The organism is Streptococcus sp. ST14 (genome assembly GCF_046098195.1).
Classification (GTDB): domain Bacteria; phylum Bacillota; class Bacilli; order Lactobacillales; family Streptococcaceae; genus Streptococcus.
In genome coordinates this window covers 1-20,874 of record NZ_JBJUSF010000019.1, presented here as the reverse complement: position 1 = coordinate 20,874, position 20,874 = coordinate 1, and the positions used below count along the sequence as shown (strand labels likewise).

22 protein-coding genes, 1 tRNA gene and 1 riboswitch are annotated in these 20,874 nt (G+C 40.5%); of the genes, 19 read left to right on the top strand and 4 right to left on the bottom strand.

The genetic code is table 11. From position 1 onward, the window contains the following. Positions 1 to 7 precede the first annotated feature (7 nt). From srtB (ACIY19_RS07125) to hemH, 3 genes are all read left to right on the top strand, one after another. A complete protein-coding gene (gene srtB / locus ACIY19_RS07125) occupies positions 8 to 1,009 on the top strand; it encodes a class B sortase (RefSeq protein ID WP_409003057.1) in 1,002 nt (333 codons plus the stop codon). Positions 1,010 to 1,084: 75 nt separating this feature from the next. Further along, entirely contained in the window at positions 1,085 to 1,957 is an 873-nt protein-coding gene (gene srtB, locus ACIY19_RS07120; protein ID WP_409003056.1) for a class B sortase, read from the top strand. Between the two features lie 77 nt (positions 1,958 to 2,034). Further along, the gene (hemH, locus tag ACIY19_RS07115; protein ID WP_409003055.1) at positions 2,035 to 3,129 is read left to right on the top strand and encodes a ferrochelatase; all 1,095 of its coding nucleotides are present in this window, start codon (positions 2,035 to 2,037) and stop codon (positions 3,127 to 3,129) included. A 41-nt stretch (positions 3,130 to 3,170) separates the two neighbouring features. Here hemH and mscL read toward each other — a convergent pair whose 3' ends face one another. Both mscL and ACIY19_RS07105 read right to left on the bottom strand, forming a co-directional pair. Continuing rightward, complete coding sequence (mscL, locus tag ACIY19_RS07110) at positions 3,171 to 3,551, bottom strand: large conductance mechanosensitive channel protein MscL (protein ID WP_000910206.1); 381 nt, start codon at positions 3,549 to 3,551, stop codon at positions 3,171 to 3,173. Between the two features lie 79 nt (positions 3,552 to 3,630). After that, positions 3,631 to 4,068, bottom strand: coding sequence for a GtrA family protein (locus ACIY19_RS07105; protein ID WP_070838617.1), 438 nt, complete (start codon positions 4,066 to 4,068; stop codon positions 3,631 to 3,633). A gap of 28 nt (positions 4,069 to 4,096) precedes the next feature. After that, positions 4,097 to 4,193, top strand: a riboswitch (PreQ1 riboswitch). On the opposite strand from ACIY19_RS07105, the gene ACIY19_RS07100 reads away from it, so the two are divergent. The 4 genes from ACIY19_RS07100 (at position 4,191) to dapA (ending at position 7,339) form a co-directional block, all read left to right on the top strand. Beyond that, positions 4,191 to 4,703, top strand: a complete 513-nt coding sequence (locus ACIY19_RS07100) for a QueT transporter family protein (RefSeq protein WP_409003054.1) — start codon at positions 4,191 to 4,193, stop codon at positions 4,701 to 4,703. Its footprint overlaps the riboswitch before it by 3 nt. Before the next feature lie 105 nt (positions 4,704 to 4,808). Continuing rightward, a tRNA-Thr gene (locus ACIY19_RS07095) sits at positions 4,809 to 4,881 on the top strand. Positions 4,882 to 5,270: 389 nt separating this feature from the next. Next, positions 5,271 to 6,347, top strand: coding sequence for an aspartate-semialdehyde dehydrogenase (locus ACIY19_RS07090; RefSeq protein ID WP_000542494.1), 1,077 nt, complete (start codon positions 5,271 to 5,273; stop codon positions 6,345 to 6,347). A gap of 56 nt (positions 6,348 to 6,403) precedes the next feature. After that, positions 6,404 to 7,339, top strand: a complete 936-nt coding sequence (gene dapA / locus ACIY19_RS07085; RefSeq protein ID WP_084880676.1) for a 4-hydroxy-tetrahydrodipicolinate synthase — start codon at positions 6,404 to 6,406, stop codon at positions 7,337 to 7,339. 46 nt (positions 7,340 to 7,385) lie between these two features. On the opposite strand, the gene mnmE is transcribed toward dapA, so the two are convergent. Both mnmE and ACIY19_RS07075 read right to left on the bottom strand, forming a co-directional pair. Next, on the bottom strand, positions 7,386 to 8,759 hold the full coding sequence (gene mnmE / locus ACIY19_RS07080) for a tRNA uridine-5-carboxymethylaminomethyl(34) synthesis GTPase MnmE (protein WP_095726046.1): 1,374 nt from the start codon (positions 8,757 to 8,759) through the stop codon (positions 7,386 to 7,388). 134 nt (positions 8,760 to 8,893) lie between these two features. Beyond that, positions 8,894 to 9,076: a 4-oxalocrotonate tautomerase gene (locus ACIY19_RS07075; RefSeq protein WP_001117401.1), complete on the bottom strand. Its 183-nt coding sequence runs from the start codon at positions 9,074 to 9,076 to the stop codon at positions 8,894 to 8,896. A gap of 122 nt (positions 9,077 to 9,198) precedes the next feature. Here ACIY19_RS07075 and ACIY19_RS07070 point away from each other — a divergent pair, with 122 nt between their 5' ends. The 12 genes from ACIY19_RS07070 (at position 9,199) to ACIY19_RS07015 (ending at position 20,802) form a co-directional block, all read left to right on the top strand. Continuing rightward, complete coding sequence (locus tag ACIY19_RS07070; protein ID WP_000068123.1) at positions 9,199 to 9,789, top strand: thymidine kinase; 591 nt, start codon at positions 9,199 to 9,201, stop codon at positions 9,787 to 9,789. Then, on the top strand, positions 9,786 to 10,865 hold the full coding sequence (prfA, locus tag ACIY19_RS07065) for a peptide chain release factor 1 (protein WP_001028815.1): 1,080 nt from the start codon (positions 9,786 to 9,788) through the stop codon (positions 10,863 to 10,865). The genes ACIY19_RS07070 and prfA overlap by 4 nt, the downstream gene beginning before the upstream one ends. Then, a complete protein-coding gene (gene prmC, locus ACIY19_RS07060) occupies positions 10,865 to 11,701 on the top strand; it encodes a peptide chain release factor N(5)-glutamine methyltransferase (RefSeq protein ID WP_409003053.1) in 837 nt (278 codons plus the stop codon). The genes prfA and prmC overlap by 1 nt, the downstream gene beginning before the upstream one ends. Then, positions 11,685 to 12,287, top strand: coding sequence for an L-threonylcarbamoyladenylate synthase (locus ACIY19_RS07055; protein WP_192855674.1), 603 nt, complete (start codon positions 11,685 to 11,687; stop codon positions 12,285 to 12,287). Before prmC ends, ACIY19_RS07055 begins: the two co-directional genes overlap by 17 nt. Before the next feature lies 1 nt (position 12,288). Further along, on the top strand, positions 12,289 to 12,720 hold the full coding sequence (locus ACIY19_RS07050; protein WP_084888052.1) for a GNAT family N-acetyltransferase: 432 nt from the start codon (positions 12,289 to 12,291) through the stop codon (positions 12,718 to 12,720). A gap of 59 nt (positions 12,721 to 12,779) precedes the next feature. Then, positions 12,780 to 14,036 (top strand): serine hydroxymethyltransferase, encoded by a 1,257-nt coding sequence (gene glyA / locus ACIY19_RS07045; protein WP_261012227.1) that lies wholly within the window; start codon positions 12,780 to 12,782, stop codon positions 14,034 to 14,036. A gap of 7 nt (positions 14,037 to 14,043) precedes the next feature. Next, complete coding sequence (locus tag ACIY19_RS07040) at positions 14,044 to 15,018, top strand: nucleoid-associated protein (RefSeq protein ID WP_185757721.1); 975 nt, start codon at positions 14,044 to 14,046, stop codon at positions 15,016 to 15,018. Continuing rightward, positions 15,018 to 15,620, top strand: coding sequence for a lysozyme family protein (locus ACIY19_RS07035; RefSeq protein WP_180833192.1), 603 nt, complete (start codon positions 15,018 to 15,020; stop codon positions 15,618 to 15,620). Before ACIY19_RS07040 ends, ACIY19_RS07035 begins: the two co-directional genes overlap by 1 nt. Before the next feature lie 86 nt (positions 15,621 to 15,706). Further along, positions 15,707 to 16,681 carry a DUF1002 domain-containing protein gene (locus tag ACIY19_RS07030; protein ID WP_409003052.1) on the top strand — a complete coding sequence of 325 codons (975 nt, stop codon included), beginning with the start codon at positions 15,707 to 15,709 and terminating at the stop codon, positions 16,679 to 16,681. A gap of 74 nt (positions 16,682 to 16,755) precedes the next feature. Next, complete coding sequence (rlmD, locus tag ACIY19_RS07025) at positions 16,756 to 18,126, top strand: 23S rRNA (uracil(1939)-C(5))-methyltransferase RlmD (protein WP_409003051.1); 1,371 nt, start codon at positions 16,756 to 16,758, stop codon at positions 18,124 to 18,126. Positions 18,127 to 18,494: 368 nt separating this feature from the next. Beyond that, a complete protein-coding gene (locus ACIY19_RS07020) occupies positions 18,495 to 19,568 on the top strand; it encodes a hypothetical protein (RefSeq protein WP_409003050.1) in 1,074 nt (357 codons plus the stop codon). A gap of 79 nt (positions 19,569 to 19,647) precedes the next feature. Then, positions 19,648 to 20,802, top strand: coding sequence for a hypothetical protein (locus tag ACIY19_RS07015; protein ID WP_409003049.1), 1,155 nt, complete (start codon positions 19,648 to 19,650; stop codon positions 20,800 to 20,802). The last annotated feature ends 72 nt before the right edge of the window (positions 20,803 to 20,874 follow it).

Genomic DNA, 20,874 nt, shown 5'->3' with positions numbered 1-20,874 from the left:
TTGACCGATGAAAATCAAGCGTGAGAAACCAAAAAGGAGTTTGTCTAGGCGTCTGGTCCTTGCTGTAGATGCATTGATGAATCATATCTTGCTCCTCTTGGCAGCCTTAGTCTTTCTCTTTGGTTTCTACGCCCTTTGGGATGCCAATCAGGTTTATTCTCAGGCTTCATCAAGTGAGTATGAGGCTTATAGACCTGTTAGTACCAGTGAGAAGGATGAGCTTGCTAGTTTTTCTGGCTTTCACAAGCTACAGCAAGTCAATCCAGAGGTTCTCGGTTGGATCAATGTCTATGGCACCAATATCGACTATCCCTTAGTTCAAGCCAAAAACAATGAAAAGTACCTGAACAAGGACTCAAAAGGAGAATTTGCAGCTACAGGAGCTATTTTCCTTGAGGCTCGAAATGAATCCAAGTTCGAAGACTTTAATACCATCATCTACGGACACCATGTAGAAAATGGGGTTATGTTTGGAGATGTAGCAAAGTTTTCTGATAAGGAATTTTTTGACCAGCATCGCTACGGTAGTATTTACTATAATGGCGTAGAAAAAGGTCTTGAGATCTTTGAGATGCTCGAGGTGGACGCCTATGACTTTAACATCTACGATCCAGGTATTAATGGGGATGATCGGCGCCAAGAATATATCGATCACTTACTCTCGGTTGCCATTCACAAACGAGACATTACACTGGGGCCAAATGACCATATCATTCTTCTCAGTACCTGTTTCCTAGACGTAACAAATGGGAGACATATCGTAGTTGCCAAGATTACGGATACAGTTCCAAAGAACACCTTCCATACGAAAAAATCAAAACCATTTCCTTACAGCGTCTTTGATAATTCGTCGCTCGGACGATTTCTCTCATCGATTCCTTTGTGGATATGGTATATCATCTTATTTATCTTGCTCTTGCTATTGATCTTCTTGCTCATCATCCTCTACTTGATCTTGCGTCGTAGAAGAGAAGCAAAGGAAAAAGGGGCAGATACCATTACTGACTAAACTACCAATAAAAGAGAAAGGGACAGCCTCTCTTGCTCTTTTATTTTCAAGGCTAGAAAGGAGAAAGAAGGAAATATGAAAACAAGTACGAGTCGCAAAGTTATAAAGGTCATTCTATCCCTCTTTCTAGCTTTTTTCTGTCTTTTTACAGCTGATAGAGTCCTTGCAAGTGACTATGATCATTATAATCCCATTGAAAAGGATGCCAGCAGTACGGGCTTTGAAACCTTGCAGCATCTCAACAAGGATGTTTGTGGTTGGATTAGCCTTGATGGAACCAAGGTAGACTATCCCCTCTTGCAGAGTCAGGACAATGTCAAATACCTTGACCGCAATGCCTTTGGCGATTATACTGTGTCAGGTTCTATATTCCTAGACTATCGTTTTAACCCCAACTTTACCGACTTTAACACCATCATCTACGGTCACTCTATGGCCTCTGGTGCCATGTTTGGTGAGATACAAAAGTTTGCGAACCAAGAGTTTTTCGAAAATCACCGTTATGGTTCTATCTACTACAATGGTCGTGAACGTGGTCTGGAGATATTTGGGATTTTAGAAGTGGATGCCTATGACACGGAGATTTACCGGACTTTGAGTTCCAACGATGAGGAACACCAGGCTTACTATCAATATCTGCTAAGTAAATCCAAGTACAAGCGAGATGTTTCCTTGACCTCAACGGACAAGATTGTTTTGTTAAGCACCTGTTTCCTTAACATTACCAACGGACGGCATATCCTCTTAGCTAAAATAACGGATGCACCACTAAAAGCATCCCAGGATAAAAGTGGGGAAGCAGTAGGAACACGCTATTTTGACCAAGGGCTAGCAACGCATTGGATTTATATCCTTGCCTTTCTTCTCTTGATTATTGTTATTTTACTCCTTGTCGTTATCATCCTAATCATAAGACGAGATAGAAAGACAAAAGAACAAAAGAAATAGTAGACGTCGGAAGCGTTTACTATTTTTTTCTTTCATGATAGAATAGATAGTGAAAATAATATCATAAGGATGATAACATGAAAAAAGCAATATTGATGATGACCTTTGGATCTCCAGAGGAGATTAGTTTTGAAGGAGTAGCAGAATTCTTTACAAACATTCGTCGTGGAGTTAGACCCCAAGACCACGAGATCCAGACTCTCTATGACAACTACGTCCTTATCGGTGGGACACCTTTGCAGCGGATTACACGTGATGAGGTCAATTTAGTCAAGGAACGATTAGGGGAGGAGTATGGTATCTACTTTGCCAACAAATTTTCTCGTCCCTTTATTCCAGACGTGATCAAGCAGATGGAAGCTGATGGTGTTGAAGAATGTATCTGCTTGATTTTGGAACCTCATTATTCCTTTTACTCGGTGATGGGGTATGAAAAGTTTTTGGAAAGTCAGCAGATCCGATTTTTAGTCATTAAGGACTGGTATCAACAACAGCCTTTGCTGGACTTCTGGACAGATGAGATTGAAAAAATTTTACGAAACCATGTGGGAGAAGAGCCTTTCAAGGTAATCTTTTCAGCTCACAGTGTTCCCATTTTTGCCTTAGACTATGGAGATCCTTATATTGACCAGATTTTTGATAATAGCAAGCTAATCGCTGAACAACTCGGCCTAACAGCCGACCAGTATACCAATACTTGGCAGAGCGAAAGCGATATTGGAATCCCTTGGATCAAGCCAGATGTCTTAGAATATTTACGAGATCAACAGCAACATCCAGATCATTATATTTTTGTCCCGATTAGCTTTATCAGTGAGCACATCGAAGTCTTGTTTGACAACGATGTAGAATGTTATGAGTTGTGTCAAGAATTAGGTGTCACCTACCATCGTCCACCTATGCCCAATACGGATAGCCGTTTAATTGACGCTTTAGTTGCTACTGTACGAGCCAACGAAAACAAGGAATTTAAAGCTTTTCTCCCAGAAGAAGAAACCTTCGATGAGTTAGCGCCTTCAGCAACTACCAAGGACATTATGGAGGAGACAGACGACCTTCAGATGCCAGAATTTGTCAAAAAGCTCATTGAGAAAAAAGGCCGTGAAAATGTGAAGATGCCTTACTTGATTAAGAAAATGCTCGAAAAAGCTGGGAAGTTACCAAAAGAGTAAAGAAAAAAGGATTTAGCTTTAAGCTAAATCCTTTATCTGTTTTATTTTTTCTCAAGAAGAGCTTTGATTTCTTGAAGAACTTCAAGTTCAGTTGGAGCAGCAGGTGCTTCCTCAACTACTTCCTCTTTCTTACGAAGGTTTTGCGCTTTTTCCATAGCTTTAATAACGAAGAAAAGCACAGTACCTACAACGAGAAAGTTGATAATAGCACTCAAGAATTTACCATATGTAACACCATTCCATGCAAGCTCAGCGATGTTTTGTACTTTCGCAGCTTCCAAAGCTGGGTTCAATAGAAGTGGAGTGATGATATCGTTAACAAATGAAGTAACGATAGCACCAAATGCAGAGGCAATGATCACACCGACAGCGAGGTCAACGACATTACCACGAAGCAAGAATTCTTTAAGATCCTTTAACATTTTCATAAATTCCTTTCCTAATTTTCTAATTTATTATATCCTAAATTGTGACAAAAAGCAACTTGAACGCTCAAAGTGGTCAGTTGTTTCCTTTAAAAATATAGATTTTGCTGAAAATATAGTTTAAAATGATGATCAAGATTTGTGCTAGAATAGTTTCAATCGTATTAACCCTATCTATATTAAATTCGACAAACTGGCCAATAATATCAGGGAAAGTTGTAACAAAGATATAAGTTAAAAGAACGTCAAGACCAAGAGTAGAAAGACGAGCTAAGAAAAACTTAGCCAGGCGGGGTGGCCAATTCCTTCTCTCTTGTTTAAAGACGATTGTATCATTTGTGAGAAAGGCGAAGAGAATCCCGATAATATTTGCGAGGGCAGTTGCGAGGATTTCCTGGTGGCTGATATGGTAAATAAGTAAACGAGATACAATAGAAACCAAAGTCGTAGCGCCACCAAAAAATAGGTAGGAGAGAATCTCGTTATCAAAGAAAGCTTTTATTCGTTTTTTCATGATTTTAGTATAGCATAATGCTAGCTAATGTGCTATACTAGTAAGGTTGATAACCTCAACCCTTGGTGCTTAGCTTCTTTCACCAAGCATATTTTACGCGGGAAACCGCTAAAGGAGAAAACATGAAAAAATTAACTGTTCGTGACATGGCAGACATCGCTATTGTTGCTGCTATTTATGTGGTTTTGACTATTACACCACCAATCAATGTTCTTAGTTTTGGGGTGTATCAGTTCCGGATTTCAGAAATGCTGAATTTCTTGGCATTTTACAACCCTAAATACATCATCGGTGTGACAATTGGATGTATGATTGCTAATTTATTTAGTAGTTTTGGCCTAATAGATGTCTTTGTTGGTGGAGGTTCTACCCTAGTTTTCCTTAGTCTAGGGGTATTGCTCTTTGCAAAATACAGCAAAGATTACCTCTTTAACGGATTGATTCGAAAAGATCATTTCTTCTTTTCAATCCTCTTCTCCATTTCAATGATTACCATTGCAGCTGAACTCCATATTTTGACAGAAGCTCCCTTCTTCTTCACATGGTTCTCTACTGGAATTGGTGAGTTTGCATCACTTATTGTGGGAGCGATTTTGATTGGTAAACTGGGACAGCGAATCGATCTAACAAAATAAGAAGTTTATAAGCTAGATTCTTGCTAAATCTAGCTTTTTTCATTCCATAAAATTAAAAGAGAGCGCTTGACAAGAACATAGAACTATAGTATACTTTTTAGGTAAGCTGATTTAGCTCAGTTGGCAGAGCGCATCCATGGTAAGGATGAGGTCGCCGGTTCAATCCCGGCAATTAGCATTAAATAGATAGAAAAACCCTTATTTACAAGGGTTTTTGTTATGTCTGCCCCAAATTTTTCAAAGATATTTCTTATGCACCTGTATAAATGAAGCAAAGCGTTTTGGCTGTTGACAAAAGTGACTCTATCTAGTAGAATAGTAGATGCGATGAGTCGATAGGCAGTCTTCGGACTGCTATTGAGCATAAGGAGGTCATAACGCAGGAGCGGACCTTGATGAGTTGTGTGAACCTGCTCATCACATGAAGATGCCTCTTAGTCCCTGGTCAATGACTAGGGATTTTTAATTTTCAGAAAATATAACCCAAAAATGCTTTTCAATTTCTGGAAAAAGTAGTATAATACATCTATTATAGAAATTTTTAGAAAATTCCGAAAGAGGTTATTTATGGGATATACAGTTGCTGTAGTCGGCGCGACAGGTGCTGTCGGAGCTCAGATGATAAAAATGTTGGAAGAATCAACACTTCCAATCGATAAAATTCGTTACCTTGCTTCTGCACGTTCAGCAGGCAAGACTTTGAAATTTAAAGACCAAGATATTACGATTGAAGAAACGACTGAGACCGCTTTTGAGGGTGTTGATATTGCACTCTTCTCAGCAGGTGGTTCGACATCAGCTAAGTATGCACCATACGCAGTTCAAGCTGGAGCTGTAGTAGTAGATAACACATCTTATTTCCGTCAAAATCCAGATGTTCCTTTGGTTGTTCCAGAGGTCAATGCTCATGCACTTGATGCCCACAACGGGATTATTGCCTGCCCTAACTGTTCAACAATCCAAATGATGGTGGCTCTTGAGCCAGTTCGTCAAAAATGGGGCTTGGATCGTATCATCGTTTCAACTTACCAAGCAGTCTCTGGTGCAGGTATGGGAGCGATTCTTGAAACACAACGTGAACTTCGTGAAGTCTTGAATGATGGTGTGAATCCACGTGATTTGCATGCGGAAATCTTGCCTTCAGGTGGTGACAAGAAACACTATCCTATCGCCTTTAACGCTCTTCCGCAAATCGATGTCTTCACAGACAATGATTACACTTACGAAGAGATGAAGATGACCAAGGAAACGAAGAAAATCATGGAAGATGACAGCATCGCAGTGTCTGCAACATGTGTTCGTATTCCAGTCTTATCAGCTCACTCTGAGTCAGTTTATATCGAAACAAAAGAAGTGGCCCCAATCGAAGAAGTGAAAGCAGCTATCGCAGCCTTCCCAGGTGCAGTTCTTGAAGATGATGTAGCTCATCAAATCTATCCACAAGCCATCAATGCAGTTGGTTCACGTGATACCTTTGTTGGTCGTATCCGTAAAGACTTGGATGCAGAAAAAGGAATCCACATGTGGGTTGTTTCAGATAACCTTCTCAAAGGTGCTGCCTGGAACTCAGTTCAGATTGCAGAAACGCTTCATGAACGTGGATTGGTTCGTCCAACAGCTGAGTTGAAATTTGAATTAAAATAGTCATATCGTTTAGGAGTTCAGATGAACTCCTTCTTTGAAATAGAGAGGTGTTTCTCATGTCTTATCAAGATTTAAAAGAGTGTAAAATCATCACGGCCTTTATTACCCCTTTCCATGAGGATGGCTCCATCAACTTTGATGCCATTCCAGCCTTGATTGAGCATTTATTGGCCCATCACACAGACGGCATTCTTCTAGCTGGAACGACTGCTGAGAGTCCGACCTTGACCCACGATGAGGAGTTGGAACTCTTTGCGGCTGTACAAAAGATTGTTAATGGACGTGTTCCTTTGATTGCGGGTGTAGGTACCAATGATACGCGTGACTCGATCGAGTTTGTCAAAGAAGTAGCAGACTTTGGTGGCTTCGCTGCTGGACTTGCGATCGTACCATACTACAACAAACCTTCTCAAGAAGGCATGTATCAGCACTTTAAAGCTATTGCAGATGCATCAGATTTACCTATTATCATTTATAACATTCCAGGGCGTGTAGTTGTTGAATTAACTCCAGAAACCTTGCTTCGTTTGGCTGACCATCCAAATATCATCGGTGTTAAAGAATGTACCAGCTTGGCCAATATGGCTTACTTGATTGAGCACAAGCCAGAAGAATTCTTGATTTATACAGGTGAAGATGGAGATGCCTTCCATGCCATGAACCTTGGTGCGGATGGGGTTATTTCTGTTGCCTCCCATACAAATGGAGATGAGATGCACGAGATGCTCACTGCCATTGCAGAAAGCGATATGAAGAAAGCAGCAGCTATTCAACGTAAATTCATTCCTAAGGTCAACGCCCTCTTCTCTTATCCAAGTCCTGCTCCGGTTAAGGCTGTTTTGAACTATATGGGATTTGAAGCTGGACCAACTCGATTACCTCTAGTTCCAGCACCAGAAGAAGATGCTAAACGCATTATCAAAGTTGTCGTAGATGGTGACTACGAAGCAACTAAGGCAACCGTAACAGGTGTCCTTAGACCAGATTACTAATGAAGACAATAAAATCCATGACTGCAAGAACGATCATGGATTCTTCTTATTTTCCTAAACAGAATTGGCTAAAGAGTTGGGTGATGAGTTCATCAGGTGCGGCATCTCCAGTGATTTCTCCTAGGATTTCCCAAGTACGGGTCAAGTCAACTTGCAACAAATCAACTGGCATACCCAGCTCAAGACCTTGGTTAACAGCTTGTAGGCTTTCAACTGCTTTTTCAATCAAGGAAATATGACGGGCATTTGACAAGTAAGTAGCATCTTGCTCAACCAAACCAGCATTTTCAAAGAAGAGGTTGTTGATTCTATCCTCAATCTTATCAATGTTTTGATTTTTAAGAACTGAAATACGGATGATATCTTCAGGGAGTTCTGAAGTTTCAATCGCTTCAGGAAGATCCGTTTTATTAAGTAGAATAATGCGGTTGGTATCTTGGCTGATTTCTAAGAGTTGGCGATCTTGGGCGGTCAGTGGTTCACTGGCATTTAGTACTAGTAGTACCAAGTCAGCTTCCTTGAGGGCTTTTCTAGAACGTTCGACACCGATTTGTTCCACGATATCATCTGTATCCCGGATACCGGCTGTATCAATCAATTTGAGAGGAACCCCATTGATGTTGACGTATTCTTCGATGACATCACGGGTAGTACCAGCGATGTCCGTTACGATGGCCTTGTCTTCACGAAGGAGATTGTTGAGGAGGCTCGATTTACCAACGTTGGGGCGTCCGATGATGGCAGTTGAAATTCCCTCACGAAGGATTTTACCGCGACGAGCTGTTTTAAGGAGATTGGTTAGCAATTGCTCAAACTCCATAGTTTTCTCACGGACGACTGCAGTAGTGGCTTCCTCAACATCGTCATACTCAGGATAGTCGATATTGACCTCAACTTGGGCAAGTGTATTGAGGATTTCTTGACGAGTATTATTGATAAGATCAGAAAGAGAACCGTCCAATTGTTTGACTGCGATATTCATAGCTTTGTCAGTCTTGGCACGGATGATGTCCATCACCGCCTCAGCCTGTGTTAAGTCCACACGACCGTTTAGAAAGGCACGCTTGGTAAATTCACCAGGTTCGGCCAACCGAGCTCCTTCACGAATAGCTAGTTGGAGAATCTCATTGGTCACCGCAATCCCACCGTGAGTGTTAATCTCGATAATATCCTCACGAGTGAAGGTCTTTGGAGACTTCATAACTCCAACCATAACTTCGTCCATGACCTTCCCTGTCTGCGGGTCAATAATGTGACCGTAGTTGAGGGTATGGCTTGCAACCTTGCTCAAGTCTTTTCCTTTAAAAATCTTTTGCGCAATGGCAAAACTATCTGTTCCGCTCAAGCGGACAATACCAATGGCCCCTTCTCCAAGAGGAGTAGAGATAGCAGCAATGGTATCAAATTCACGTGTAATCATACTATTTCCTTTTGTATTTCTTTTCTTAGGATAGGTATCCAAGCATCTCTTCAAATTGTAACAAAATTAGACTATTTCTTCAATGGATGCTACTTGGAGATTGAAAAAGCCTAAGCAATACTGCTTAAGCTGGTTTATTTGGTGCGCATTTCTCCTTGTGGGAAGTAAGTCCCTTCTGGCATGTCGTTGATGATGACATGAACGGCTGATTGAGGGGCTCCAGTGTTACGGACAACAGCTTCCGTTACTTCCTTAGCAAGAGCTTTCTTTTGCTCGAGCGTGCGACCTTCAAATAAATCGATGCGTACAAATGGCATAATAGCTTCCTCCACTAGTTTTTGATTTCTTCTATTTTACCACATTTTGCCGTTTAAAGCTTCAGAAAATTATGATATACTAGAATGTAGCAAAAATTTAGAAATGGACGTGAAATAGAAGCATGGCACAGTTGTATTATCGTTATGGGACCATGAACTCTGGTAAGACGATTGAGATTCTCAAGGTGGCCTATAACTACGAGGAGCAAGGAAAGGGAGTTGTGATTATGACTTCGGCTCTGGATACGCGTGACGGTGTTGGCTATGTGTCGAGTCGAATCGGCATGAAACGCCCAGCCATTGCGATTGAGGAAACGACAGATATCTTTGGCTATATCCGAGACTTACCTGAAAAACCTTACTGTGTGTTGGTCGATGAGGCCCAGTTTCTCAAGCGTCACCATGTTTACGACCTAGCTCGTGTTGTGGACGAGCTAGACATACCTGTCATGGCTTTTGGTTTGAAGAATGACTTTCGCAATGAATTGTTCGAAGGTTCCAAATACCTCTTGCTCTTAGCAGACAAGATTGACGAAATCAAGACCATTTGTCAGTACTGTAAGAAAAAGGCGACTATGGTGTTGCGTACGCACGATGGTGTGCCAGTCTATGATGGTGAACAAATTCAAATCGGTGGCAATGAAACCTATATCTCAGTCTGCCGTAAACATTATTTTGCCCCTGAAATCAATAAGGAGAATGAGGAAAAATGAACATCTATGATCAACTACAAGCTGTAGAAGACCGATATGAAGAATTAGGAGAATTGCTCAGTGACCCTGATGTGGTATCTGATACCAAACGTTTCATGGAATTGTCCAAAGAAGAAGCTTCCACTCGTGACACAGTAACAGCCTACCGTGAGTACAAACAAGTCCTTCAAAACATCGTCGATGCTGAAGAAATGATTAAGGAATCAGGCGGAGATGCAGACTTGGAAGAAATGGCCAAGCAAGAACTCAAAGATGCTAAGGCTGAAAAAGAAGAGTACGAAGAAAAACTGAAAATCTTGCTCCTTCCAAAGGATCCAAACGATGACAAGAACATCATCCTTGAAATTCGTGGAGCGGCTGGCGGTGACGAAGCAGCACTTTTCGCTGGAGATCTTCTAACTATGTACCAAAAGTATGCGGAAGCCCAAGGTTGGCGCTTTGAAGTCATGGAAGCCTCTATGAACGGTGTCGGTGGATTCAAAGAAGTGGTTGCTATGGTTTCTGGTCAATCCGTTTACTCTAAACTTAAGTATGAGTCTGGTGCCCACCGTGTTCAACGTGTCCCTGTGACAGAAAGTCAGGGTCGTGTTCACACCTCTACAGCGACTGTCCTTGTCATGCCAGAAGTCGAAGAAGTAGAGTACGATATTGATCCAAAAGATCTTCGTGTTGACATCTACCACGCATCTGGTGCTGGTGGTCAGAACGTCAACAAGGTTGCAACTGCCGTTCGTATTGTCCACTTGCCAACCAATATCAAGGTTGAGATGCAGGAAGAACGTACCCAGCAGAAAAACCGTGAGAAGGCCATGAAAATCATCCGTGCGCGTGTTGCTGACCATTTTGCTCAGATTGCCCAGGATGAACAAGACGCTGAGCGTAAGTCGACAATCGGTACTGGTGACCGTTCAGAACGTATCCGTACTTACAATTTCCCACAAAACCGTGTCACAGACCACCGTATTGGATTGACCCTCCAAAAACTAGATACCATCTTGTCTGGTAAATTGGATGAAGTTGTGGATGCTTTGGTCCTTTACGATCAAACACAGAAATTAGAAGAATTAAACAAATAATGAAACTAGCTCAATTATTTTCAGATTTTGAAGAAGAATTGATAAGACAAGGAGAGGAAGCAGAAAGCCTCTCTTTTGTCTATCGTAGCCTAAAAAAACTCTCTTTTACAGATTTCGTCTTTGCCCTCCAGCAAGAAGTAACAGAGGAAGAAAAACAATTTGTAGAGGAAATTTACCAGCAGTTAACGGCCCACAAACCAGCTCAGTATATCATTGGCCACGCAGAATTCTTTGGAATGCAGTTAAAAGTGGATGAGCGGGTTTTGATTCCTCGTCCAGAAACAGAAGAGTTGGTGGAACTCATCCTCACAGAAAATCCTGAGGAAAATCTTAAGGTCCTAGATATTGGGACTGGAAGTGGCGCCATAGCTCTTGGATTAGCAAAAAACAGACCAGCTTGGTCAGTGACAGCAGCAGACATTTCCCAAGAGGCTCTTGACCTTGCATCCGAAAATGCTAAAAATCAAAATCTTCAAATATTTTTAAAAAAATCTGACTGTTTTACAGAAATTTCTGAAAAATATGATATAATTGTTTCCAATCCACCCTATATCTCTCGTGAAGATGAGTCAGAGGTCGGTTTGAATGTTTTGCATTCGGAGCCTCATCTAGCTCTCTTTGCAGACGAGGATGGCCTAGCTATTTACCGTAGAATTGCGGAAGATGCAAAAGACTATCTCAAAGATGGTGGTAAGATTTACCTTGAAATTGGATACAAGCAAGGTCAAAGTGTTCCTGAACTTTTTAGTAAGCATCTTCCTGAAAAACGAGTACGAACACTTAAGGACCAATTTGGTCAAGATAGGATGGTTGTGGTTGATGATGGACAGGATTAGACAAGAGTTGGAAAAGGGCGGAGCTGTTGTTTTGCCTACAGAGACGGTTTACGGTCTCTTTGCCAAGGCTTTAGACGAAGAAGCAGTTGACCATGTTTACCAGCTCAAACGTCGTCCAAGAGACAAGGCACTAAATCTCAATATCGCCTCTCTAGAGGACATCTTGCACTTTTCTAAGAATCAGCCACCTTATCTACAAAAACTTGTAGAGAACTTTTTACCAGGTCCCTTAACCATCATTCTCGAAGCCAATGACCGAGTTCCCTATTGGGTCAATTCTGGTCTTGCAACTGTTGGATTTCGGATGCCTAGTCATCCCATTACCCTTGATTTGATTCGAGAGACAGGTCCCTTGATTGGGCCGTCTGCCAATATTTCAGGTCAGGCAAGTGGAGTGACCTTTGAACAAATTCTGAAGAATTTTGATCAAGAGGTTCTGGGTCTGGAAGACGATGCTTTTTTAACTGGACAGGATTCAACTATCGTGGATTTGTCTGGAGACAAGGTGAGAATCTTACGCCAAGGGGCGATTAAGCGAGAAGATATTCTTGCTCAGTTGCCAGAGATTTCTTTTGAGGAGGAATGAAATGCTAAGAGACTTAAGAGAAACTGATTTGAAAGCTATATGTGACATTAACCAAGAGGCTTTGGGCTATTCTTTTAGTCCAGAGGAAACGGCTAGTCAACTAGCTAGACTATCTCAGAATTCCCATCATTTCTTACTTGCTTATGAGGATGCAGCTAGTCATGCCTTGCTTGGATATGTCCACGCTGAGGTCTATGAATCACTTTATTCTAAAGCAGGATTTAATATTTTAGCTTTAGCAGTTTCACCTCAAGCGCAAGGTCAAGGTATTGGTAAAAGCTTACTGCAAGGGTTGGAGCAAGAAGCAAAAAGACGCGGCTATGGGTTTATCCGCTTAAACTCTGCTGATCATCGTCTGGGTGCTCATGCATTTTATGAAAAAGTTGGTTATACTTGTGATAAAGTGCAAAAACGATTTATTCGCATCTTTTAGTTTATTTTCTTGTTGTAAAACAAACTAAAGGACCAGTTACACTATAAAGGAGAAGACCTATGATTTTTGACAAAGACGATTTTAAAGCATACGATACTGATCTCTGGAATGCTATTGCCAAAGAAGAAGAACGCCAACAAAACAACATTGAATTGATTGCTTCGGAAAACGTGGTTTCCAAGGCAGTTATGGCAGCTCAAGGGTCTATCTTGACGAATAAATACGCCGAAGGCTACCCAGGACGCCGTTATTATGGTGGAACAGATGTAGTAGACGTAGTAGAGACTCTAGCTATTGAACGCGCTAAAGAAATTTTCGGTGCTAAATTTGCCAATGTCCAACCACACTCAGGAAGCCAAGCCAACTGTGCGGCTTACATGGCCTTGATTGAGCCTGGCGATACGGTTATGGGAATGGATTTGGCTGCAGGTGGTCACTTGACCCACGGGGCTCCTGTTAGCTTCTCTGGTCAAACCTACAACTTTGTTTCTTATAGTGTGGATCCTGAAACAGAACTCTTGGACTTTGATGCTATCTTGAAACAAGCCCAAGAAGTAAAACCAAAACTAATCGTAGCTGGTGCTTCAGCCTATTCTCAAATTATCGACTTCTCAAAATTCCGTGAAATCGCAGATGCTGTTGGAGCTAAGCTCATGGTGGATATGGCTCATATCGCTGGTTTGGTTGCTGCTGGTTTCCACCCAAGCCCAGTGCCATACGCTCACATCACGACAACAACAACCCACAAAACCCTTCGTGGACCTCGTGGTGGTTTGATTTTGACTAATGACGAAGAACTTGCCAAGAAAATCAATTCAGCTATTTTCCCTGGTATTCAGGGTGGTCCTTTGGAGCATGTTGTAGCTGCCAAGGCTGTTTCCTTCAAAGAAGTTTTGGATCCAGCTTTCAAGGAATATGCTGCTAATGTTATCAAGAACAGCAAGGCTATGGCAGATGTCTTCTTGCAAGACCCTGATTTTCGTATCATTTCTGGAGGAACTGAAAACCACCTCTTCCTAGTGGATGTGACTAAGGTTATAGAAAACGGAAAAGTTGCTCAAAACTTGCTGGATGAAGTCAATATTACCCTAAATAAAAATTCAATCCCATACGAAAGCTTGTCACCATTCAAGACAAGTGGGATTCGTATCGGATCTGCAGCCATCACTGCACGTGGATTTGGTGAAGAAGAGAGTCGCAAAGTGGCTGAACTAATCATTAAAACCCTTAAAAATGCAGAAAATGAAGCTGTCTTAGAAGAAGTGAGAAGTGCAGTTAAAGAATTGACAGATGCCTTCCCATTATACGAGGACTAAAACTTTTATGGACATTTATATTAAGAAAGCCATTATCCATCAGTTTAGCCCGGATGATACCGAGCTGTTTCTAGCGGATAAGTTTCTCAATATCACTCCAAAAATCGAAGAATACTTGCGTAAAAAAATTGAACGTGTGTATTCAGATGAAGCCAAGACTGGGATTTTCGAAGAAGAAAATCCCTTCTTCAATCACATCACAGACGATTTGTTGGAGACATCAGTAACACTGGCTAATCTCTGGAAAGAGGAGTTCAGCATTTCCGAAAATCTCAAGACCAATGACTTGATTTTTGTGCAATTTTCTAAAGAAGGTGTAGAACATTTCGCTTTCTTACGAATTGCCCTGCGTGAGACCCTGACCCACCTCGGTGGAGAAGTTGATAATCCAATCAAGCTGACTCAGAATAACCTGCCTGGATTTGGAACGGGTGCTGATGAGGCCTTGGTGGTCAATCTTCAGAGTCGCAAGTACCATCTCATTGAAAAACGCATCAAGTACAATGGGACTTTCTTGAACTATTTTTCAGACAATCTTCTTGCCGTTTCCCCTAAGATTTCTCCCAAGAAATCCATCAAGGAACTGGAAAAAACGGCCCAGAGAATTGCTGAGACTTTTAACACAGATGATTTTCAATTTCAATCTAAAGTGAAATCAGCGATTTTCAACAACCTAGAAGAAAGCAATGAATTGTCACCTGAGAAATTGGCTAATGACCTTTTTGATAACAATCTGACGGCTCGTTTGAGCTTTATCGACCAAGTCAAGGAAGCCGTACCAGAACCAGTCCAGTTCGATGAAATCGATGCCAGTCGTCAGCTCAAGAAATTTGAAAACCAAAAACTCTCCTTGTCAAATGGAATCGAGCTCATCGTTCCCAACAATGTATACCAAGACGCGGAATCTGTTGAGTTTATCCAAAATGACAATGGAACCTATTCTATCTTAATCAAAAATATCGAGGATATTCAAAGTAAATAATGTTTAAATTTATAAGAAGAGTGCTTGTGCTAGCAGTCTTCCTTTTCGCAGGATACAAAGCTTATCATATCCATCAGGATGTTAAACAAGTCATGACCTACCAACCTATGGTTCGGGAAATCCTCAGTGAAAGAGATACTCCAGCCAATGAAGAGTTGGTGCTCGCCATGATTTATACCGAAACAAAGGGTAAAGAGCGGGATGTCATGCAGTCTAGTGAGTCTGCTAGTGGCGCTACCAATACTATTGATGATGGTGCCTCTAGTATTCGCCAAGGGGTACAGACACTAACAGATAATCTCTATTTAGCACAGAGCAAAGGAGTAGATGTCTGGACCGCCGTTCAAGCCTATAATTTTGGACCTGCCTATATCGACTTTATTGCTCAGAATGGTAAGGAAAATACTTTGGCCTTAGCCAAGCGTTACTCCCGAGAAACGGTCGCTCCAATCCTTGGTAATACTACAGGGAAGACCTACACCTACATCAACCCCATTTCTATCTTTCACGGAGCCGAACTCTATGAAAATGGTGGAAATTATTACTACTCAAGACAGGTTCGCTTTAATCTCTATATCATGAAATTCTTTAATTTCTTCTAAACATCTGGTTTGACCAGGTGTTTTTCACTATAAGTTTTCTTTAAGATTGTTTTATTACCCTAGAAAGGTAAAGGAGGGAATACCCCATGAGAAAGAAATTCTTTCTAACAAGTGCTGCAGTATTGTGGGCCGTAACAGCTATGACGAGTGTCCACGCAGCAACTGATGTTCAAAAAGTAATCGATGAAACCTATGTTCAACCTGAATATGTTCTAGGTTCTTCTCTATCTGAAGACCAGAAAAACCAAACTCTTAGCAAACTTGGCTATGACGCATCAAAAGACACCAAAGATATCAAAACTATGACACCGGATGTCTACTCGAAAATTATGAATGTTGCTAATGATGCTAGCCTACAGCTCTATTCGTCAGCTAAGATTCAAAAGCTGGGGGATAAGTCGCCTCTAGAAGTCAAGATTGAAACGCCTGAAAATATCACCAAGGTGACGCAAGATATGTACCGTAACGCAGCAGTGACGCTGGGAGTGGAGCATGCCAAAATCACAGTTGCAGCTCCTATTCCAGTTACAGGAGAGAGCGCCCTAGCAGGGATTTACTACTCGTTAGAGGCCAATGGTGCCAAAGTACCGCAAGCTAATAAAGACTTGGCCCAAGAGGAGCTAAAAGCCTTATCAGATATCAATGCTGAAAACAAGGACAAGTCAGGGTACGATGCCAATAAACTCAATGTCGCTTTGGCAGATATCAAGGCAGGAATCGCAAAAGCAAAAGAAGCCAAAGGTAACCTGACAGAAGAAGATGTCCGCAAAATCGTTGAAGACACGCTAAAAAACTACAAACTCGATCAGGTTATAACAGGAAACCAGGTCAATATCATTATCAATTTTGCACTCAACCTCTCAAAGAGTGACATTTTGAACAATGCTGATTTCACTAAAACCCTAAATGACCTCAAGGAAAGCATTGTTTCCCAAGCTGGAGATAGCTTCAAAAATATCAACCTCAACTTTGATGCCAATAAAGCGCTAGAAGAGGGGGGTAACTTCTTTAGCTCCCTTTGGCAAGCCATTGTCAACTTCTTCAAGAGTTTTGGTGCTTAGGTCATTTCATGATATAATAGATGGTAACAGAAATGTTGCCGTCTTTTTTTGACGGCCGATAGAAAGTGAAAAATATGCTAAAGAAAAATGATATTGTAGAAGTTGAAATTGTTGATTTGACCCATGAAGGTGCTGGGGTTGCTAAGGTAGATGGTTTGGTTTTCTTTGTAGAAAATGCTCTTCCAACTGAGAAAATCCTCATGCGAGTCCTTAAGGTCAATAAAAAGATTGGCTACGGGAAAGTTGAAGAATACCTTACACATTCTCCGCATCGTAACCAAGATCTTGACCTAGCTTATCTACGCTCAGGTATCGCTGATTTGGGGCATCTTGCCTATCCAGAGCAGCTCAAGTTTAAAACCAAACAAGTAAAAGATAGTCTATATAAGATTGCTGGAATCACGGATGTAGAGGTTGCTGAAACGCTTGGCATGGAACATCCAGTCAAGTATCGAAATAAGGCACAGGTGCCCGTTCGTCGAGTGAATGGTGTCTTGGAAACTGGTTTTTTCCGTAAAAATTCGCATGACCTCATGCCTCTTGAAGATTTCTTTATCCAGGATCCTGTCATTGACCAAGTTGTGGTAGTTCTACGCGATTTGCTTCGTCGTTTTGATTTAAAACCTTATGACGAAAAGGAGCAGTCTGGCTTGATTCGAAATCTTGTAGTGCGACGTGGTCATTATTCCGGACAAATCATGGTCATTTTAGTAACAACTCGTCCGAAAGTTTTCCGAGTGGAGCAATTGATTGAACACCTTATCAAGCAGTTCCCAGAGATTGTGTCTGTCATGCAAAATATCAACGACCAGAATACCAATGCGATTTTTGGCAAGGAGTGGAAGACTCTTTATGGTCAAGACAATATCACGGACCAGATGTTGGGAAATGACTACCAAATCGCTGGACCAGCCTTTTATCAGGTCAATACAGAAATGGCAGAAAAACTTTATCAAACAGCTATTGACTTTGCGGAGTTAAGAGCAGATGATGTGGTGATTGACGCTTATTCTGGGATTGGAACGATTGGATTATCCGTTGCCAAGCATGTCAAAGAAGTCTACGGTGTTGAAGTGATTCCAGAAGCAGTAGAGAATAGCCAGAAGAATGCTGCATTAAACAATATTACAAATGCTCACTATGTCTGTGACACAGCTGAAAATGCCATGAAGAATTGGCTCAAGGAAGGTATTCAACCAAGTGTTATCCTAGTGGACCCACCACGCAAGGGCTTGACCGAGAGCTTTATCAAAGCAAGCGCCCAAACAGGAGCAGACCGCATCGCTTATATTTCATGTAATGTCGCAACCATGGCGCGTGATATCAAACTCTATCAAGAATTGGGATATGAGTTGAGGAAAGTCCAGCCGGTGGATCTTTTTCCTCAAACGCATCATGTTGAGGCGGTATCACTGCTTATACGAGCTGAGGCATCAGCAAAGTAGAAGAAGATGCTCCGCCCATGGGATAGGACTCGTAGAATGAGGAGGGAAACCGACGAAATGATACGGTAAGTCCGAACCGCTGAGTGTGGTGATGCCTTTAACCGACTAATATAGGATTGTAGAGATGGTAAACTGGATAGGATTTTGGTTAAGTTTAGTAGTCATTTTTACAGGAATATCATGTGCCAATTTCTCGACAACATCACAATCTCAGGAAGTGGGCAGATTCCTGTAACCTTTCTAGAAGGAACAGAAGTTGACTTGTAGGAGACTGCAATCGAAAGGTTGCGGTTTTTTGTGTTGTTTTGTGGTATAATAAGCTAAAACGATAAACGGTAAGATTGGTTACTAGCTGTAGGAGTTATATTATGGGTAAGTGGACTTGTCAATGCGGATATTCAATGAATGACCATGCTGCCCCAGACCCGAATGCTTTTTCGGTATTCTCGAATGAGTTATGGGAAAAGATAACGGATACCGCAGATGAAAATAATAAGATTGATTATTATGATATTTCTGATGCTTCATACTATGCCTGGCAATGTCCAAATTGTCATAGCTTGATGGTATTCGGTGAGGATGAGAATCCAAATTGTTATACTTTCTATAAGTGGATAGATTTAGATCGTAAAGAGAAGGAGCTAACTGATCAAGAGACTGATTCAAATTCATCAGATATAGTTTATAGAGTTGCATCAGTCACTTTCTCAGAGTTTGGTGAGGAGTACATCTATATTTGTGAGGATGAATCAATCAGGGAAGACCATTTTGTGGTTGTACCTGTTGGAATCAACAATGTCGAAAAGGTTGCTCATGTTGTGAAGATATTTCAGGCTTCGCAAAAAGACCTCTCATATCCAATTGACAAGTTAAAGCATGTGATTAAGCGTTATTCTGATTTTGATAAAGAGAAAGCAAAAGAGATTGCAGCTGAATTATTAAGGTCAGGTCGATGTTTGCAAATAGATGATTTTTCTAAATCATTAGTAGCAGATGACTATTTCGATATTTTGCACAATAAACTTGGATACTGGTGGTTGGAACTGAATGGCGTTCCCATTCCAATGAAGGTTGTCCTATTGAATACCAATTATGAAAAGTATCACGTTGACTGCGCTATACATATCAAACCTTTCAAGATGAATTACAGTACTTTCCAATCGTTAAAGTTATGTACCGACTTTGAGATTGACGCTTCTCGATGGGTTGATGTCATTTCTGATGATTATGTTTGGGGAAATTCCTGGGAACTTGATGGTATCCAGTTTGGGATAACCTGTCAGGAATCATCAGAGGAGGATGAAGTGACACTTGGCAAATACAGCCGTGTCCCATATTATAACGACTGGCATCCAGATTTGAGCGAGAGATATGGCTTTAATGTAGCTTGGAAACCACATGAATCTGATGAAGACTTGTCGGTAGACTTTTACATTTCTTAGAGTAATAAATTCGTTCAATAATATAATCACAAAGCCAGTCTAGTTCCGATCATTCTAACTATTTTAAAGGATTAATTATATGTTTGATACAACTGAGTCAGGTTATTACAATAACGGTGAATCATTTTTTATTAATGGTGGACTACATGATAAGAGTTTACATGAATTATTACCGATAATTCAACATGAGACTGTTCACCATCGAATTTTCCATACATCTTCTTTGGGTCTACTATTGATAATGTTTGAAAAAATATCTCTTACAGATTCTACTAGAGATGAAATTTTACAAGGTGTTAGTAAATATTATAAAAGAATGCAAGAGCAGCTTGCTACATATATAGAAATGTTGAGACTTCTTGAGAAATCTGGAGTGGAAGCATTTAAAAATGAAGCAATATACATGAGAGAATATAATAAAGTATATTTCAATTATTTTAAGAATCTTTCATATAAGAACAAGCATCTTGGTTATTTTCGGATTATCAATTATACAACGGAAAAAATACAATCATTGATTAATTGTCTACTATTAATTGGTAGAGATGCGTTTAATATTGATGTTACTAAATTTGGTCTAGAATCTATAACAACTCTTTCTCAGTTACAAACTGTAATGTCAGAAGGTCGTTGTTCTAGATGCAATTCTTACAATAAATGTAGTTGTGGCATAGAGCGTCGACTTGACTTCAATCCCAATAGGAGATTTAGTAAATTAATACAAACTATATCATGGGTTAATGGAGAGTTTGAGTATGATCAGAGTGTGATTGAGTGTAGCACTCTGGAAACCAATGGAATTGATGATTATATTAAAATTGTAGAGCAAAATTATCCTTCAAATTTCATGGTGCGTAACAGATTAAGTAGTTTTTATTTAAAAGAGGATAATTCAAATACCTTCGGTTTACCCGATTTAGCACATTCTTTCCCATTTTTAGAAATTAGTGGGGAGAACTATGATACTCCAGAGATAAAGTACATTGCTAATCCAGAAGAGTTATTTAGTTTAGATAATATAAAGTATATTAATGTAATTCCTTCAGGCCTTTTGTTAACGGTAAACGTCGTTTTATCGAACGGAGAAAATTATTATTGTATGTACGTTGATGACGAGTTGAATAGTGGTTTTTTACTAGTTTTACAATTGGCCTATCGCAATAATGCAATATTACAATTCCATGATTTTTATATTTTTAAATATCCTAATTGGAAAGACCTATTAGCTGGATAAAGTCCGTATAATTGTGTAAAAGTAAAAAGGCCATATAACAGTCCTTTTACGGTACAATGTTTTTAACGACAA

Bases quoted from the DNA above. Each gene is read 5' to 3' on its own strand.
- hemH (WP_409003055.1), top strand. From the start codon at position 2,035: ATGAAAAAAGCAATATTGATGATGACCTTTGGATCTCCAGAGGAGATT.
- ACIY19_RS07105 (WP_070838617.1), bottom strand. From the start codon at position 4,068: ATGAAAAAACGAATAAAAGCTTTCTTTGATAACGAGATTCTCTCCTAC.
- dapA (WP_084880676.1), top strand. From the start codon at position 6,404: ATGTCTTATCAAGATTTAAAAGAGTGTAAAATCATCACGGCCTTTATT.
- mscL (WP_000910206.1), bottom strand. From the start codon at position 3,551: ATGTTAAAGGATCTTAAAGAATTCTTGCTTCGTGGTAATGTCGTTGAC.
- prmC (WP_409003053.1), top strand. From the start codon at position 10,865: ATGAAACTAGCTCAATTATTTTCAGATTTTGAAGAAGAATTGATAAGA.
- srtB (WP_409003057.1), top strand. From the start codon at position 8: ATGAAAATCAAGCGTGAGAAACCAAAAAGGAGTTTGTCTAGGCGTCTG.
- ACIY19_RS07055 (WP_192855674.1), top strand. From the start codon at position 11,685: ATGATGGACAGGATTAGACAAGAGTTGGAAAAGGGCGGAGCTGTTGTT.
- ACIY19_RS07030 (WP_409003052.1), top strand. From the start codon at position 15,707: ATGAGAAAGAAATTCTTTCTAACAAGTGCTGCAGTATTGTGGGCCGTA.
- ACIY19_RS07075 (WP_001117401.1), bottom strand. From the start codon at position 9,076: ATGCCATTTGTACGCATCGATTTATTTGAAGGTCGCACGCTCGAGCAA.
- ACIY19_RS07035 (WP_180833192.1), top strand. From the start codon at position 15,018: ATGTTTAAATTTATAAGAAGAGTGCTTGTGCTAGCAGTCTTCCTTTTC.
- ACIY19_RS07050 (WP_084888052.1), top strand. From the start codon at position 12,289: ATGCTAAGAGACTTAAGAGAAACTGATTTGAAAGCTATATGTGACATT.
- ACIY19_RS07015 (WP_409003049.1), top strand. From the start codon at position 19,648: ATGTTTGATACAACTGAGTCAGGTTATTACAATAACGGTGAATCATTT.
- rlmD (WP_409003051.1), top strand. From the start codon at position 16,756: ATGCTAAAGAAAAATGATATTGTAGAAGTTGAAATTGTTGATTTGACC.
- ACIY19_RS07100 (WP_409003054.1), top strand. From the start codon at position 4,191: ATGAAAAAATTAACTGTTCGTGACATGGCAGACATCGCTATTGTTGCT.
- ACIY19_RS07090 (WP_000542494.1), top strand. From the start codon at position 5,271: ATGGGATATACAGTTGCTGTAGTCGGCGCGACAGGTGCTGTCGGAGCT.
- srtB (WP_409003056.1), top strand. From the start codon at position 1,085: ATGAAAACAAGTACGAGTCGCAAAGTTATAAAGGTCATTCTATCCCTC.
- ACIY19_RS07040 (WP_185757721.1), top strand. From the start codon at position 14,044: ATGGACATTTATATTAAGAAAGCCATTATCCATCAGTTTAGCCCGGAT.
- mnmE (WP_095726046.1), bottom strand. From the start codon at position 8,759: ATGATTACACGTGAATTTGATACCATTGCTGCTATCTCTACTCCTCTT.
- ACIY19_RS07020 (WP_409003050.1), top strand. From the start codon at position 18,495: ATGGGTAAGTGGACTTGTCAATGCGGATATTCAATGAATGACCATGCT.
- ACIY19_RS07070 (WP_000068123.1), top strand. From the start codon at position 9,199: ATGGCACAGTTGTATTATCGTTATGGGACCATGAACTCTGGTAAGACG.
- glyA (WP_261012227.1), top strand. From the start codon at position 12,780: ATGATTTTTGACAAAGACGATTTTAAAGCATACGATACTGATCTCTGG.
- prfA (WP_001028815.1), top strand. From the start codon at position 9,786: ATGAACATCTATGATCAACTACAAGCTGTAGAAGACCGATATGAAGAA.